10 protein-coding genes are annotated in these 16,434 nt (G+C 73.5%); 2 read left to right on the forward strand and 8 right to left on the reverse strand.

What is annotated here, in order from left to right; genetic code table 11:
* Window positions 1–3: 3 nt before the first annotated feature.
* Window positions 4–1,281 carry an MFS transporter gene (locus tag ACIBEJ_RS22325; protein WP_397184693.1) on the forward strand — a complete coding sequence of 426 codons (1,278 nt, stop codon included), beginning with the start codon at window positions 4–6 and terminating at the stop codon, window positions 1,279–1,281.
* Here the strand turns inward: ACIBEJ_RS22325 and ACIBEJ_RS22330 are convergent.
* The 6 genes from ACIBEJ_RS22330 to ACIBEJ_RS22355 all read right to left on the reverse strand — a co-directional run bounded on the left by ACIBEJ_RS22330 (window position 1,254) and on the right by ACIBEJ_RS22355 (window position 14,630).
* Window positions 1,254–1,949: an ABC transporter ATP-binding protein gene (locus ACIBEJ_RS22330; RefSeq protein ID WP_397184694.1), complete on the reverse strand. Its 696-nt coding sequence runs from the start codon at window positions 1,947–1,949 to the stop codon at window positions 1,254–1,256. The genes ACIBEJ_RS22325 and ACIBEJ_RS22330 overlap by 28 nt on opposite strands.
* The gene (locus ACIBEJ_RS22335) at window positions 1,942–2,862 is read right to left on the reverse strand and encodes an ABC transporter ATP-binding protein (RefSeq protein ID WP_397184695.1); all 921 of its coding nucleotides are present in this window, start codon (window positions 2,860–2,862) and stop codon (window positions 1,942–1,944) included. Before ACIBEJ_RS22335 ends, ACIBEJ_RS22330 begins: the two co-directional genes overlap by 8 nt.
* 2 nt (window positions 2,863–2,864) lie before the next feature.
* Window positions 2,865–5,525 (reverse strand): hypothetical protein, encoded by a 2,661-nt coding sequence (locus ACIBEJ_RS22340; RefSeq protein WP_397184696.1) that lies wholly within the window; start codon window positions 5,523–5,525, stop codon window positions 2,865–2,867.
* Window positions 5,522–8,695 (reverse strand): FtsX-like permease family protein, encoded by a 3,174-nt coding sequence (locus tag ACIBEJ_RS22345; RefSeq protein ID WP_397184697.1) that lies wholly within the window; start codon window positions 8,693–8,695, stop codon window positions 5,522–5,524. The genes ACIBEJ_RS22340 and ACIBEJ_RS22345 overlap by 4 nt, the downstream gene beginning before the upstream one ends.
* 149 nt (window positions 8,696–8,844) lie before the next feature.
* Window positions 8,845–11,412 carry a hypothetical protein gene (locus ACIBEJ_RS22350; RefSeq protein WP_397184698.1) on the reverse strand — a complete coding sequence of 856 codons (2,568 nt, stop codon included), beginning with the start codon at window positions 11,410–11,412 and terminating at the stop codon, window positions 8,845–8,847.
* Window positions 11,409–14,630 carry an FtsX-like permease family protein gene (locus ACIBEJ_RS22355; RefSeq protein ID WP_397184699.1) on the reverse strand — a complete coding sequence of 1,074 codons (3,222 nt, stop codon included), beginning with the start codon at window positions 14,628–14,630 and terminating at the stop codon, window positions 11,409–11,411. Before ACIBEJ_RS22355 ends, ACIBEJ_RS22350 begins: the two co-directional genes overlap by 4 nt.
* Before the next feature lie 114 nt (window positions 14,631–14,744).
* Here ACIBEJ_RS22355 and ACIBEJ_RS22360 point away from each other — a divergent pair, with 114 nt between their 5' ends.
* Entirely contained in the window at window positions 14,745–15,359 is a 615-nt protein-coding gene (locus tag ACIBEJ_RS22360) for a hypothetical protein (protein WP_397184700.1), read from the forward strand.
* 25 nt (window positions 15,360–15,384) lie between these two features.
* On the opposite strand, the gene ACIBEJ_RS22365 is transcribed toward ACIBEJ_RS22360, so the two are convergent.
* Both ACIBEJ_RS22365 and ACIBEJ_RS22370 read right to left on the reverse strand, forming a co-directional pair.
* Complete coding sequence (locus tag ACIBEJ_RS22365) at window positions 15,385–15,945, reverse strand: cysteine hydrolase family protein (protein ID WP_397184701.1); 561 nt, start codon at window positions 15,943–15,945, stop codon at window positions 15,385–15,387.
* A 70-nt stretch (window positions 15,946–16,015) separates the two neighbouring features.
* A complete protein-coding gene (locus tag ACIBEJ_RS22370) occupies window positions 16,016–16,279 on the reverse strand; it encodes an SDR family NAD(P)-dependent oxidoreductase (RefSeq protein WP_397185279.1) in 264 nt (87 codons plus the stop codon).
* Window positions 16,280–16,434 lie beyond the last annotated feature (155 nt).

Raw genomic sequence — 16,434 nt, forward strand, 5'->3', positions numbered from 1 at the left:
CCCATGACGACCCGCCTCCTCGCCGGGCGCGCGCTGTCCGCTCTGGCCACCGCCTTGATCCCCACCACCCTCACCCTCGCCGTCCTGCGCACCACCGGCTCCGGCACCGACCTCGGCCTCGTGCTGGCCGCGGAGCTCGTCCCGCTGCTCGTGTTCCTGCCGGTCGGCGGCGTGCTCGCCGACCGGCTGCGGCCCGAGCGGGTGGCGCTGGGCGCGGACCTTGCCCGTTGTCTCACCCAGCTCGGCATCGGCGCGGAACTCCTGCTCGGCGTGGGCAGGATCCTCGACCTGGTCCTGCTGTCGGCCGCCGCGGGGGTGGCGATCGCGTTCGGCATGCCCGCCGTACCACGGCTGGTGGCGGCGGTCGTGCCAGAGCAGGACCGGTTGCGCGTCAACGCGCGCATCGGCGTGGCGACGAGCCTGTCGGCGGTCGCGGCGCCCGCGCTCGCGGGCGGGGTGGTGCTCGTGGCGGGTCCAGGCTGGGCGGCGCTGCTGACCGGGCTGCTGTTCGCGTGCGCGGCCCTGACCCTCGGCTCCGTCCGTACGGCCGGCCGCCCCCGCCCGGCCCATCGCTCCTTCGGCGCCGACCTGCGTGAGGGCTGGCAGGAGGTCAGGCGCCGCCCCTGGTTCCTGACCAGCGTGCTCGGCCACGGCGTCTGGCACTTCGCCGCCGGACTGTTCCTGACCCTGGGCCCGCTGGCCGTCACCGCCGCGGCGGGCGAGGCCGGGTGGGTGCTGATCGTGCAGTGCGGTACGGCCGGCCTGGTCGCGGGCGTGTTCGCCGCCCCCAGGCTGCCCATCCGCCGCCCGATGGTCGCGGTCCAGGCGAGCGCGGCGCTCTACGTGCTGCCGATGGCCGCGCTGGCGTTCTCCGCCCCGGTGTGGGTGCTGGCGGGGGCCTACCTGGTGGCGATGTTCGGGCTGGGGCTGCTGAGCCCGTTGTGGGAGACGGTCGTGGCCCAGGAGATCCCGCAGGAGGCGCTGGGGCGGGTGCGGGCGTTCGACCAGTTGATCTCGTTCGCGTCGCGGCCGTTCGGGCTCGCGGTCGCGGTGCCGCTGGCGGGCGTGGCGGGCGAGACCGGGCTGCTGCTGGTGGCGGGGGTCCTGGTGGCGGCGGCCAACCTCGCCGCCGTGATCCGAATACCCGAGGACGGTGGCCGACCTGGCCGCCGTGATCAGGATTCCCGGGGTGGCGGCCGGTCTGAGCGCCGTGATCAGGATTCCCGATGTGCCGACCGACCTGGCCGCCGGAGTCAGGATTCCTGCAGCACCGACTCCTGAACCACGCCGTCGCTGATCTCCAGCACCCGGTCGGCCAGCGTGATCAGGCTCGGGTCGTGGGTGGCGACCAGCGCCGTCACGCCCTCGCTGCGCACCAGCGCCCGGATGAGCTGCATGATCTGCCGGCCGGTCTGCGAGTCGAGCTGGCCCGTGGGCTCGTCGGCGATGAGCAGCCTCGGCCGGTTGGCCAGCGAGCGGGCGATGGCCACGCGCTGGCGCTGGCCGCCGGACAGCTCGTAGGGGCGCTGGTTGACGTGTTGTTCGAGGCCGACGAGGGCCAGCAGCATGCGTACCCGCTTCTCGCGCTCCTCCACGGGCGTGCGCGCCAGGCGCATGGGCACGCCGACGTTCTCGGCGGCCGACAGCACCGGGATGAGGCCGAAGGACTGGAAGACGAAGCCGACGGTGTCGCGCCGCAGCGCGAGCAGGGCGTCCTCGCTCATCGCGGTGACCTCCTCGCCCGCCACGACGACCCGGCCGGCGTCGGGACGGTCGAGGCCGCCGATCTGGTTCAGGAGCGTGGTCTTGCCGGATCCCGAGCGGCCGCGGATGGCGATCAGCTCGCCGGGGAACGCCTGGAACGACACCTCCCGCAGGGCCACGACCTCCTTGGGGCCCGTCCGGTAGACCTTGCGCAGCCCGTCGACGACGACCAGGGGCTCACTCACCGTTGCTCTCCTCTCGCGCGGGCCATACGCCGATGTGGTCGGCCTCGAGTTCGAGACGTACGCGCCGCTCCATCTCCAGGGCGTTCATGAAGTCCCGGGGAAGCTGGAGGCGGCCGACGCGGTCGAGGACGGCGTACTCCTCGGCGACGATCTGTCCCTCGGCGCCCTCGCGGCGCAGCGTCTCGCTGGAGGTACGGCCGTCGCGGATGCCGATGGTGCGGTCCACCTGTTCGGAGACCAGCGGGTCGTGGGTGACGATGACGACGGTGACGCCGAGCTCGCGGTTGGCCTTGCGCAACGCGTCGAAGACCTCCTCGGAGGTGTCGCTGTCGAGTTCGCCGGTGGGTTCGTCGGCCAGGATGAGCTGCGGGGAGTTGGCCAGCGCCACGGCGATGGCGACGCGCTGCTGCTCGCCGCCGGACATCTCCGACGGCCGCCGGTCGGCGCAGTAGCCGACGCCGAGCAGCGTCAGCAGCTCCGCCGCCCGGCCCTTACGCGCCTTGCCGGCGAGCTTCATGGGCAGCTCGACGTTCTCCTGCGCGGTCAGGTACGGCAGCAGGTTGCGCGCCGTCTGCTGCCAGATGAAGCCGACCACCTCGCGCCGGTAGCGCAGCCGGTCCTTGGCGGCCATGGACAGCAGGTCGGTCCCGGCCACCTTGGCCAGGCCCGCCGTGGGGACGTCGAGGCCGGACAGCACGTTGAGCAGCGTCGACTTGCCGGAGCCCGACGCGCCGACGATGGCGACCAGCTCGCCCTTCTGCACCAGCAGGTCCAGGCCCTGGAGCGCGACCACCTCGACGCCCTCGGTCTTGTAGATGCGCACGAGGTTGTCGCAGACGATGTGCGCGTCACCGCCGAAGGCGGCCTTCTCCTGGCTCGCCTGGGCTTCCAGCTCGGACAGGGTCGGGTTCACGTTCACTCACCCACTCGGAGTACGGAGCCGAGGCTGCGGCGACGGCTGATGGCGGTGTGCGCGTAGGCGCCCAGTACGGCGACGCCGGTCAGCCCGGCGGCCAGAAGCGTCGGGGTCAACAGGTCGAGGTCGTAGCTCTGGACGTCGAGGTCGCCGGTGTAGGCGGACAGGTCGACACCGGGTCCGAGCGCGGTGGGCAGGACGAGGCCGAGCGCGAGCCCGGCCAGCGAGGTCAGCACGATCATCGGGGAGATCTCCAGGACGGTGAGCCCCTGTGCCTGGCGTGCCGACAGCCCCAGCGTACGCAGGAACGACAGGGCCGAGGCCCGCTCCGCCGCGCTGATCACGAGGGTCACCACGACCGCGACCAGCGCGTACGCCGCCAGTGCCACGGTGACGATGCGCAGGATCGACAGGACGGTCCCGGTCAGGGCGTCGCCGGTGATGGCCGCGCGGGCCTCGGCCACTCCGGAGACGGTGACGAGCTTGGCGCCGTCCCCGCCGTTGACCGCGGCCGAGACCGCCTTGACCGCCTCGTCCCGGACCCGGGCCGGGTCGGCGCTGCCGCCGATGAGCAGGGTGTTGACGTTGACCCGGGTGCCGGCCCGCTGGTTGGTGTCCAGCGGCACGACGAGGAAGCGGCCCTGGCTGAAGAAGCCGGGCACCTTGTCGATGACGCCGGCCTCGCGGACCTTCATCCGGTTCTGCCAGCCGATGTCGATGGTGCCGCGGCCCTTGAGCCCCGGCGAGACGAGCGCGGGGATGCCGTCGCCGCCGGGCTGGGCGGGCAGGGTGATGGGCGAGCCGGCGACGAGCTTGTTCCAGGCGGCCAGGTCCACGGCGAGGATGCCGGCCCGCTCGGCGGTGAACCCGACCTGCACGGTGCCCAGTTGCGCGGGGACGACCTGGTCGACGCCGGGCGTCCTGCCGATCTGGGCGACGGCCTCGTCGGTGAGGATGCCGGCGTACTCGACGCGGACCGGCGCGCCGGCCTTCTGCCAGATGGCGACCTCCTGGGTGCGGACGATGCCGCTGGAGATCAGCGAGGCGAACACCGACACGGCCAGCGCGGGCAGCAGGATCAGGACCGGCAGCACGCTGAAGGCGCGGGCGCGGGCCGCCCTGGTCAGGCCCAGGAAGGGTACGGCGGGCCTGGCCCGCGCGGCCAGCCGTACGATGAGGCGCAGGGGGTAGGGGTAGCAGCGCAGGGTGATCAGCGCGGCGGCCAGCGTGAGCGCGATCGGCACGAACAGCAGGAACGGGTCCTGCCCCTGGGCGGCCACGTCGGTGGTGAGGCCGCGGGTGCGGATCAGGTACGCGCCGACCAGGGCGAGCCCGATGACCAGCACTTCCAGCGTGATCCGCTTGGCCGACGGCTTGGCGGTGGCCACGTCGCCGCGCCGCTCGTTCAGCGGGGCGCGGTGCTCCAGGGCGGCACGGGCGCAGGCATAGCCGATGCCGGTGAGCAGCAGCAGCGCCGGGCCGACGTGGACGAGCGCGACGGCGGGTCCCGGTACGAGGTAGGCCAGGCCGTACCCGAGAAGGACCGCGGGCAGGAGCGCGGCTGCGGTGAGGCCGCCCGCGGTCGCGACGATCTGGGACAGCGCGCCGCCGCGCGCCCGCATCAGCCCGAGCGCCTGGTCGATGCGGTCCAGCACGAGCTGCACGCCGAGCACGATGACGCCGAGCGCGACCACGAGCAGGCCGCCCAGCGCCAGGTACATGATCGTCTGCGCGGTGGCGAGCTTGGTGAGGAAGGCGGCGATGAGGTTGCCGAGCTGGGTGTCGAGGCGGTGGCTGAGGTCGTACTTGGCGTTGAGCGCAAGCGCCTTGTCGAAGGCGTTGACCGAGGCCCGCACCTCGACGGGGTCGAGGCGGCTGATGGCGGCGGTGTCGACGGACATGACCCAGCGGTAGTCGAGCTGGCGGGCCTGCCCGCTCAGCACGGACAGGGCCGCGCCGGGGATGAGCGCGGTGATGTGCTGTTCGAGGTCGAGCTTGCCGGGCGGCTGCACCTCGTTGACGTGGAGCGCGTCGCCGTTGTGGCTCCACCAGCGCTCGTTCGGGTCGACCGCCTGGAAGATGCCCACGACCCTGATCGCGGCGTAGTCGCTCTCGCCGATGATCTGCTCGGCGCCGACGGTGAGCCCCATCTTCTTCGCCGCGTCGGCGACGACGCCGACCTCGAACAGGGGGATGTCGTCGTTCTGGAACCGCCTGCTGGACGGCTTGCCGGGTTCGCGGCCCTCGATCCACCGTACGTGCCGGTCGGCGTCGGACAGCCAGGCCAGGTTGATGTAGCGCATGCCGCCGCTGTTGTGCACCGGGGTGCGCGCGGTCTTGGCGCTCATGTGGGAGGTGCCGGCGCCGGGCGGGCGCACGACCGTGCGCAGGCCGGCGGGGACGAGCTTGCGCAGCTCCGCGTCCCAGCGCGCGAACTGCTCGGGGGAGCCGATGTCCTGCTCGTACCCGTTGGAGGAGGCGAGCGCGGTCAGGTCGGCCTGCTGCGCGGGAGCGGAGTCGAGGTCCTGCGCCATCGCCCGGTTGAAGGCCCCCTGCATCATCCTCGGCATGCCGGCGATGAGCAGGCAGGCGCTCAGGGTGAGGACGGCGAGCATGGCGAGGGCGCCGGGGTGCACCCGAGCCAGCCGCAGGGTCTTCATTGGTCCTCCCCGATGCGCAGCACTTGACCGAGACCCTGCCGCCGCATGCTGCGGGCCAGCCCGGCGACGATGGCGAACAACACCGCGGCCACCGCGACGAGCATGGCCGCCGTGGCCGGCCACGGGATGTCCAGCCGCACGTCGGGCGTGACCGCGGCGGCCTGGCCGGTGAGCACGATGTGCGGCACGACCAGGTAGCCGACCGCGACCGCGAGCCCGGTCCCGGCCGCCAGCGACAGCCCGATGACGAACGTCTGCTCGATGGCCAGCAGCCCGAACACCTGGCGGAAGCTCACGCCGAGCGCGCGCAGGATGGTGAACTCCGACATCCGCTCGCGGGCCGCGACCGCCGCGTTGACCAGGAAGCCGAGCGCCGCGAAGACCAGCGCCGCGAGGAAGCCGAGGATCAGCGCCCCCTGCAGGCCGCTGCCCAGCGGGTCGTCGCGCATTTCCGTGGCCAGGCGCCGCTGGTCGAGCGCGGTGACGTTCCAGACCGGGTTGGTCCTGATCTTCTCGTAGGCCGCGTCGGAGGAGCCGCCGGTGTTCAGCCACCACTCGGTCGCCGGCAGCGGGAGCTCGCCCGCGCTCAGCGTGCGGTCCTGCAGCGTCCGCAGATCCACGAGTACGGCCGGCTGCTCCGGCGTGGTCGTCGGCATGCGCTCCACGACCCCGGCCAGTTTGACCTCGATGACCTTCCGCTCGAAGGTGATCGGCGCGACCTGGCCGACCGACAGCTTGAGCGCGGCGGCCAGGTCGGCGGTGAGCACGACGGGCAGCGGCGCGTTGACCGTGGCGCCGGCCTCGCGTGGGCGCAGCAGCATCTTGGCCGCGTCCACGCCCGGGGGCGCGGGCATCACGACCGCGCCCTCGCGGCCCGACTCGATGGTGAACAGCCCTTCCGCGGCCTGTCCGCCGCCCGCCCAGCGCCGGTCGGCGGGCACGTCCACCTCCTGGCCGTCGGCGCGCAGCGCGAGCACGCGGGCCTCGCGGTCGGTCTCGCTGGCTCCGGCGACGAAGCCCTCGACGGCGAGCGGGTAGCTGATCTCGCCGCTGCGGCCGGTCAGGGCGGTGAGGTCGAGGGCGGCCTGCCGTACCGTCTTGGAGGTCGCCTCGACCGGCAGGGCGTGGCGCACGCCGAGCGCGTCGGAGATCACGACCTGCAGGGGGACGGCGCCGAAGGGCGCCGCGACGTCCACGGTGAGCGTGCGCGGGGTGCCGGGCAGCGCGACCGGCGCGGTCTTGGGCCGGCCTGCCGTGAGCGCGGCGCCGAGCTCGGCGACCGTGCTGACCGACAGGTCGGGGCGTAGCTGGAAGACCTGGCCGAGCTTGGCGGCGTCGATGGCGAGCAGGTTGACGAAGGTGTTGTCGACGTCGGCGCGGCCCCGGTAGGCGGGGGCGGCGGCCCGCACGCCGGGCAGCGTGCTGAAGGCGGTGCCCCTGCCGAGGGTGCCGAGGTCGCCGCCGTCGGGCGGCCCGGTCAGCCGCAGGTCCGTGCCGGCCTGGTGGCGGGCCTGGTCGCTCTGCGAGGCGCGCCAGGTGGAGGCGGTGGCCATCGAGACGATGCCGATGGCGATCGCCATGGTCAGCAGCAGCGCGGGCCCGGAGTAGCGCAGCGGCCGCCTGGCCACCTGCCAGGCGCCCAGCGCGGGCGCGAGGCTCGCCCGCTTCGTGGTGAACCGCTCGGCGACCTTGGAGATGCGCGGGACCAGGCGCAGGCCCAGCATGCCGCCGGTGAGCAGCGCCAGCGCGGGACCGGAGATGATCAGCGGGTCGATGCCCAGCTCTCCGCTGGTGGTCGAGGTGACTGGCGCGCCGTAGTGCTGGAGCTGCCAGATCGCCAGCCCGGCCACGACCAGCAGCGCCAGGTCCGCGCCCGCCCGCTCGATCAGGCCGCGCGCGCCGCTGCGCCCGCGGGCCGACTGTTCCTCCACATAGGTACGGCGGGCCCCGGCGAGGGCGGGCAGCGCCAGCAGCACGGCCGACACGAGCGCCACCGAGGTGGAGACCAGGAAGGTGCCGAGGTCGGCGACCGGCGCCAGCCGTACGCCCGAGGCCTCGATCCAGGGCAGCGTGTTGACCGCGGCCAGCAGCGGCGGCCCGAGGAACGGCGCGACGACCGCGCACGGGACGGCCACCAGCAACGCCTCACCCCCGGCCAGGGAGGCCAGGCGCCAGGTTCCCGCGCCGCGCGAGCGCAGCAGCGCGACCTCCATGCGCCGGTGGTCGGCCAGCAGGCGGGCGGTGAGCATCAGCGCGTACGCGGCCAGGAGCAGCAGTTGCAGCACCGGGATGAGCATGGTCGAGCGGGAGACCAGGGCGGCGGTGTCGAGCTGGGTGAGCACGCCGTTGAGGCGGCTGACGGCGGTGCACTCGGAGCAGCCGTTCGCGCGCAGCCGCTCGCGCAGGCCGGTGACGCCCTCGGCCAGCGGGCGGAGCTGTTCGGGGGAGACCTGGCGCAGGTCGGGCAGCGCGGTCCAGGTGGTGCTGACGGTGGTGGCGAAGTGGGTGAGGAAGGTGTTCCTGCCGACCATGAGCGGGCCGTAGGTGGTGTAGGAGCCGCTCTCGACGCCGCGGCTGAGCAGGGCTTCGCCGTTCCAGCGGTCGCCGAAGGGGTCGTCGAGCTGGAAGATGCCGACGATCTTCACCTGGCGGGTCTTCTTGTCCACGCGGCCCTGGGTGCTGATGACCTGGCCGATCTTGAACGAGGTGGCGGAGGCGGCGGGCAGGGAGACGGCGGCCTCCATGGGCTGCGCGTCCTCGCGCGGCCAGGTGCCGGAGACGAGCTTGGCGTGCTGGTCGAGGCCGTCGTAGCTGCCGAACCTGAGCAGTTCGGGGCGTTCCTTGCGCTCCTGGCCGGGCATGGCGAAGGAGTCGGAGTGGAAGCTGGCGCCGATCGCGGTCGGGACGCCGGTGAAGAGCTCGTCCACCTGCCGGCGGATGGCCTGGTCCAGCTTCGGGAACGTCTCGCCCTTGACCGGCGCGGTGACGGTGACGGCGGTGTTGCCGAAGGAGGCGGTCTCCATGGTGCGTCGGACGCCGACGTCGGCGATGGTCGAGGCGTACATGGTCAGCGCCACGAGCGTGGTGGTGGCCAGGAGGATGGAGCCGAGGGCGGCGAGCAGGAGGAGCGGTTCACTGAACGCCCGCTTGACGATCAACGGCCCCCGCATATGACCCCCTTCACCCGTTTAGTGAACTTTTGAGGATCGGCCAAGTCGAGGGCAAGGTGATCTTCTCAAGGGATGCGCACCCGATACGCTGCGGCGATGCGCGTGTGATATCGAAACTGTGACACAAATCGCACAGGACCTGGACGCTCTTACTCATTCACGCGAAGTATCGCGCCCACTGCGGCTCGGCGCCCTAGCCAAATATGGATATATACCCCTAAAACCGACACGAGGGCCAGGGTTGCCGCCAGCACCAGCGGCCACCCCACCTCCGACCCCGCCACCGCGGCCCCACCCGCGTACGCCGACAGGTCGATCGCCGGACCCAGCGCGGGACCGAGCCCGAGACCCAGCCCCAGCCCCGCCAGCGCCGTCAGCAGGATCAACGGCGTGACCTCCAGCACCGTCAGCCGCCGCGCCTGCCCCGCCGACAGCCCGAGCGTGCGCAGAAACGACAGCGCCCGCGCCCGTTCCCCCGCCCCCACCACGAGCGCCAGCACCACCGCGGCCAGCGCGTAGCCGCCCAGCGCCAGCGTCACCACGCGGAAGACCACCTGGACCGTCGCCGTCAGCGGCTCGTCCTCGATCGCCCGCAGCGCGTCGCCGAACGTGCGCACCCGCGTCCCCGCGCCCGCCGCCGCCTCCAGGTCCGCCGCCGCCACGCCCTCACCCGCCACGAACAACGTGTTGACCTCCACCTGGCGGCCCATCCGTGCCCGCACGTCCAGCGGCGTCACCACGAACTCCCGCGGCCCGCCCAGCCCCGGGAAGGACGTCACGGAGCCCTGGGGACGCAGCGTGGCCTGCACGTTCCACGTCATCGTGACCTCGGCGCCCACCTGGTCGGGCGGCACCAGCGCGGGGATGCCGGGACCGTCGCGCAGCGGGCCGGGCGGCCTGAGCGGCGTGTCCGCCACGATCGCGCGGTAGGCGTCCAGGTCGAGGGCCACCAGCGTCGGGTGGCGCTCGCCGATCCGCACGGTCGCGATCTGCGCGGGCACCACCCGGCGCACCCCGGGGACCTTACGCACCCGTTCGACGGCCTCGGGGGAGAACATGCTGGTTGCCTGGAGGCGGGCGTGGGCGCCGACCTCGTTCCACGCCACCTGCGCCTGGGCCGTCGAGATACCGGAGGCGACCACCGCGGAGAAGACCGAGACGGCCAGCGCGGGGAGCAGCACCAGCACCGGCAGCACCGAGAACGAGCGCGCCCTGGCCGCCAGCGTCAGTCCCAGGAACGGCACCGCCCGGCGTCCGCGCGCGGCCAGCCGTACCAGGAGGCGCAGGGGGAAGGGATAGCAGCGCACGGTGATCACCGCGACCGCCACCGTCAGCCCGAACGGCACCAGCATCAGGAACGGGTCCCCGACGCCCAGCCCGCGCAGGCGCAGCAGGAAGGCGCCGCCGAGCGCCAGCGCCACCACCGCGGCCTCCACGGTGATCCGGGCGGGCGAGAGCCGGGCCGCCACCACGTCCGCCCGCCGCTCGTGCAGGGGCGCGCGGTGCCTGAGCGCGAGCAGCGCCGCCGCGCCCGCCACCACGGCCACGGCGATCAGCGCGGGACCGGCGTGCACGATCGGCGTGAGCGGGCCCCGCACGGCATAGGACAGCGCGTAGCCCGCCAGGGCGGCGGGCAGCGCGGCCAGCGCCACCAGGCCCGTCCCCGCGCCCGCGACCTGCCGCAGCGACCCGCCGCGCGCCCGCGCGAGCGCCAGCGCCCGGTCGGTACGCTCCACCACGACCTGTACGGCCAGCAGCACCACACACAGCGCGACCGCCAGCAGCCCGCCCAGTACGACGGTCATCACGGTCTGCGCGGTGGCCAGTTCGCCCAGGAACCGGGTGAGAAGTTCCGGCAGCCGGGTGTCGAGGACGTAGCGGTTCCACGGGTCGGCGGCCTCGACCCCGGCCTCCCGCTCGTACTCGGCGATCGCCGCGGGCAGCGCGGGCGCCTCGCGCGCGCTCACTCTGGCGGTGTCCACGGGGATCACCCACGCGTAGCGGAGCTGCCGCTCGGCGCCGCCGAGCACGGGCAGGCTCTCGGGCGAGACGAGCGCGTCCACGTGCAGTTCGTGCAGGTCCGTGCCGGGGATCGGGACCCGGTTGACCGCGCGTACGGCGCGGTTGTGGTCCCAGAAGCGGTCACCGGCGTCCACGACGTCGAACAGGCCGGTGACGGTCGCGTCGACGACGCCGACGGTGCCGATCTCCAGCCGGGTGCCGACCCGGATGTTCATGGCCTCGGCGGCCGACCTGACGATCGCCAGCTCGAAGCGCGTGCCGTCCGACCGGCCGGGCGGGCGTCCCGCCACGTACCTGATGCGTTCCTCGACGCCGGAGACCCAGGTCGGGTCCACGAACAGCGGGCCGCTCGCCACCGGCCCCTTCATCACCGGCAGGTTGAACGTGGAGGCCCGCTGGTGCCCCGGGCCCACCACGGCGCGCAGGGCGGGCGACAGGATCTCGCGCAGCCGCGCGTCGCGCCGCGCGAAGTCCCCGGCGGTGCGGTGCTCGGGCGGGTCGCTCTGGGAGAAGTACTCGACGGTCAGGTCGGTCCAGTCCGCGGACGCCGAGCCCACCGAGTGCGCGAACGCCCGGTCGTAGGCGGCCTCCATCGTCTTCGGCAGCGCCGCCGCCAGCAACGCCGCCGCGGCCACCAGGGCGGCGAGCACGGCCAGCGCCCCGGTGCAGGTCCTGGCCAGGCGCAGCGCGTTCACAGGTCCTCCCTGACCAGCGGCGCACGGCGGCGCAGACTCCCCGCCAGCCCCGCCACCACGCCGAACAACACCACGCAGACCGCCGCCGCCATCCCCAGCGTGGCCGCCCACGGGAACACCGGCTCCACCGCGGGCACCACGGCCGCCGCCTGCCCGGTCAGCACGATGTGCGGCACCACCAGGTACCCGACCACCACCGCCAGCCCGATCCCCGCCGCCATCGCCAGCCCGATCACGAACGCCTGCTCCACCGCCAGCAACCGGAACAGTTGCCGCCCGCTCATCCCCAGCGCCCGTAGGATCGCCAGCTCACCGGCCCGCTCGCGGGCCGCCACCGCCGCGCTCACCAGGAACCCGAGCACCGCGAAGGCCAGCGCCGCCGCGAACCCCAGCGTCAGCGCACCCTCCAGCCCCGCCGCCAGCGGGTCGTCACGCAGCTTCGCCGCCTGCGCGGGCAGGTCCACGACGCTCGCGCCCCACGCGGGCGTGCTCCGCAGCCGCTCCACCGCGGGCGCGGTGTCGCCGCCGCGCACCGCCGCCCACCACTCGGTGACGGGTTTCGGCGGCAGCGCCCACGCCTGGTCGCGGGCCTGCGCCGTGGGCAGGTCCAGCAGTACGGCGGGCCGTCCCGCGGCCGTCGAGGGCAGCGACTCCACGATGCCCGCGACGCGCACCGCGGTGTTGCGGCCCTCGATCGCCACCGCGGTGACCTGGCCCTCGCGCGCCTTCATGACCTCGGCCAGGTCCCGCGACACCACGACGGGCAGGGGGTGGCGGCGATCGCTCGGGGCGGCCATCAGCTCGGCCGGGCCGAGGGTCACGACCAGTGGCTGCGGGTCGGCGGGGGCCGAGGCGGGCTTGGCCGCGGGCACCTCCACGGTGAAGCCGTCCCGCGCCGCCTTGAGCCGCTCGCCGCGCAGCCGGCCGGGGCGTTGGATGGCGTGGGTCCAGGTGGCGCCGGGCGGGACGGTCAGGCCGGTGACGGCGATGCGGGTGGGGGCGCTCTGGGCGGGGGCCGGGTTGTCCGCGTCTTGGGCGGCTCGGGTGGGGATCGGGAGGTCGAAGGTGAGCCCGCGCAGGTTCAGGCGGCCTGCCGTACCGGAGCGGCCGTAGAGGGGGCGCAGGTCGGCCTCCAGCGTGCGCGCGCCCGGCTCCAGCGGGCCGAGGGCCAGTTCGCGCCAGACGCCCAGCCCGTCCACCAGGCTGGCCTTGACCTCCACCGGTGCGCTCGCCTCCAGCCTGATGCCCAGGCGCAGCTTGTCGCCCGTCAGGGGGATCGTCTGGAGGCTGGGGCGACCGGCCAGCAGGCGGGCGGCCATGTCCGGCATGCTGTCGGGCGACAGGTCCGCGCGCAGCCGCATGATGGCGCCGATCCGGGCCGCGTCCACGCCGAGCAGCGTGACGTCCTTGCCGCCGACGTCGGCGCCGCCCCGGTAGACGGGGCTGAACGCGCTCACGCCCGGCAACGCGGCGAACGCGGTGCCGCGGCCCAGGACGCCGAGCTCGTTGTTCTCGGGCGGGTCGGAGATGCGCAGGTCCGCGCCTGTCTGGTGGGCGGCCTGGTCGTCCTGGGAGGTCCGCCAGGTCGCCTCGGTGGCCAGGGACAGCCCGCCTATCGCCACGGCCATGGTCAGCAGGAGGGCGGGGCCCGCGTACCTCAGCGGTCTGCGGCTCACCTGCATCGCGCCCAGTGCCGGGGCCAGGCTGGTTCGTCGCGTCGTGAGCCGTTCCGCCACGCCGGAGACCAGCGGCACGAGGCGCAGGCTCAGCAGGCCGCCCGTGAGCAACGCCAGCGCCGGGCCGGAGACGATCAGCGGATCCACGCCCAGGCCGCCCGCGGCGGTCGCGGTGACCGGTGCGCCGTAGTGGCGGAGCTGCCAGATCGCCAGCGCCGCCACCCCGACCAGCACCAGATCGGCCCCGGCCCGCTGCACCAGCCCTCTGCGAACGCGGGCGGTCTGCGTCTCCACATAGGTACGGCGGGCGCCGGAGAGGGCGGGCAGCGCCAGCAGCACCGCGCAGGCGGCCGCGACAAACGCCGCCACCCAGAACGCCCCCGCGCCCGTCGCGTCCGCTGCTGAGCCTGTCGCGCTCGCCCCCGTGCCCGTCGTGTTCACTTCGGCGCCCGTCGCGGACAGCAGGAGTGGTGCCAGGAACGGGGCCGCGAGCGCGCACGGCACCGCCACCAGCAACGCCTCCGCGCCCGTGAGCAAGGCCAGCCGCGTGCTGCCCGCGCCACGGGCCCGCAGCAGCGCCACCTCCATGCGCCGGTGGTCGGCCAGCAGGCGGGCGGTCAGCAGCAGTGCGTACCCCGCGAGCAGCACGAGCTGCAGGACCGGGATCAGCATGGTCGAACGCGCCACCAGCGCCGCGGTGTCGAGCTGGGCGATGACCTCGGGCAGCCGGGAGGTGGCGCCGCAGTTGACGCAGCCCGCCTGGGCCAGCCGTTCCTTGGTCCCCGTGACGTCGCCCGCGAGCTGCCCGAGCCGGTCGGGCTGGAGCCCGCGCAGGTCGGGGACGGCGAGCCAGGTGACCGTCACGTGGTCGGCGAAGCGCTCCAGGAACGTCTCGCGGGCCACGACCAGCGGCCCGTACGTCGTGTAGTTGCCCACCTCGGCCCCGCGCACCAGCAGCGGCTCGGCGAACCACCGCTCCCCGAACGGGTCGTCAAGCTGGAAGATCCCCGAGACCCGCACGGTCGCGGGCTTCTTGTCCACCCGCCCCCGCGTGGTGAACGTTCGCCCGGGAGCCAGCCCCAGCGCCGTGGCCACCGGCTGCGACAGCGCCGCCTCCACCACCGACCCATGCCGCGGCCAGGACCCCGCGACCAGCTTGGCGTGCCGGTCAAGATCCTCGTACAGGCCGAACGTGAACAGTTCCGGCGTCTTACGGCCGAGCTGCCCGGGCGCCACGTAGGTCGCCGACCTGGCCGTGGCCGTCACCGCCACCGGCAGGCCCTGGTAGGCCCGCTTGACCTGCTCGCGCATCATGGCGTCGGTGGGGGCGAAGCCGTCCTTCGTCACCGCGGCCGACAGGATCGTCGCCTTGTCCGGTATCGCGGCGGTCGCCATGGTGCGCCGCACGCCCGCCTCCGTGATCGTCGCGGCGTACGTGGTCAAAGCCACCAGCGTCGCGGTCGCCAGGAGGATCGAGAAGAAGGCGGCAAGCAGCAGCAGGGGCTCGCTCAACGCCCGTCTGATGACAAACAGCCCCCGCATGGGTTCCACGATCAGCGCAGCGCGCGGGGCCGGACAATGGCCGGGGGCTCAATGGTGATCCAGCCGAGATTCCCGTGTGATGCGGAAATCGTGACATTCGCCGATGATCTCTGGATGACCCAGAAGATCGACGCGCCTCTGGTACGGCTGCGCGCGGCCGCCCGCCGTACCCGGGAACTGGCGCTTGACCGGGGCGGCACCGGCCTCGCCCACCAGGACGCCGACGACGAGGTCGGCACGATCGGCACGGACGGCGCCCTCGGCTTCGACCCCTTCCCGCTCCTGGAGTCCCTGCACCGGCACGGTGTCCGGGCCGTGGTGATCGGGCAGGTCGCCGGGATCATGCACGGTTCCACCGAACTGACCGGTGATCTCGACCTGCTCTGGGACGGCTCGCCCGGACACGCCCCCGCCCTGGCCGCCGCCTTCGCCGCCGTTGGTGCCCGGCTGGCCGACGGCGGGGAGCCCGTACCCGAGTCCTTCCTTCACCCCAAGGTGCCCTTCACCTCGCCGGGGGCCGGCGGCGACTGCTGCACTCCGGCGCTGCCGTGGGGTGGGCTCGAGGTGCGGGAGTGCCTGGACCGCGCGCTCACCGCGGCCGGCCCGGACGGTCTGGAGGTCCACTACGTCTCGTCGGCCGACCTGATCCGGATGCGCCGCGCCATCGGCCGTCCCAAGGACCTGCGGCGAGCCGCCGAACTGGCCGCGCTCTCAGCAGAAGATCGTTAGCCGATCTCCTGGCGCGGACGGTAGCTCACAGCCGGGCGATCCACTCCTCACCCGTGACGACCTCCGCGCCCCTCGCCGGGAAGAGGCGGCTGACCAGGAAGTCGTGCACGTCCGGTTCGCCGTCGGCGCACCCGTCGCTGAGCACGGTCAGGCGGTAGTCGCGGTCGGCGGCGTCAAAGAACGTGGCGGCGACCATCGCCCCGGTCGCGACCCCCGTCAGCACGATCGAGCCGACCCCCTGGGCACGCAGGAGCCGATCGAGATCGGTACCCGAGAAGGCCGAGGCACGCCGCTTGAGCACCACGGCCTCGCCGGGCAGCGGCTCGATGCGCGCGTGGACCTGCGTCTCCGGCGACTCCTCGTGGAACAGCGTCCCCACCCCGTGCAGCCCGCCGACCACCCCGTTCCCCACCCCGATGTCCAGCCCCGAGGCCCGCAGCCCGAACCGCACGAACACCACCGGTACCCCGGCCGCCCTGGCCGCCGGGATCACCTTCTCCATCACGGGAAGCACACCGGCGGCGAACGGATAGTTGTCCACGATGCCCGCCTGGAGGTCGCCGACGATGAGCGCGGTGGTGGTCATACAGGGGTGTCCTTACAGTCGGCCGGCGGTTCGTTGTCCCTCAAGGCCGACGATAGTGCGACATGTCCCCTTATGTGCGGCCCGGTCGTGTCACACCACCGGGCCCCTCCCTGGCAGGGACGCTTTCCGGGCTGAGGGCGCATTGGCTCGCAGATGGCCGCGAGGGACAGCGGCAGGTCCCCTGGGCCGTATCACCGGAGGCTGTAACCGCCGTCGACGAGCAGCGGTCGAGCACGAACACGCTCGCGCCCTCGTCGGCCAGGGCCGCGCAGATCGCCTGGCCGATGCCACCGGCCGCGCCGGTCACCGCCACGGTGTCGCCCTCGAAGCGCATCACGTCACCATCCTTGTGTTGAGAGCCGCCGCCCACCCGGACATGCCGATGGCGCCCGGTAATGCCCGCTTGAATACTGATAGTGGTCAGTCAACTACACTATGTCGTGATTGGTTGTGGAGTGTCGTCCTGTCCGCCCTTCGGGCCTGATCTGC

The sequence above is a fragment of the Nonomuraea sp. NPDC050790 genome (genome assembly GCF_044456745.1).
Taxonomy (GTDB): Bacteria; Actinomycetota; Actinomycetes; order Streptosporangiales; family Streptosporangiaceae; genus Nonomuraea.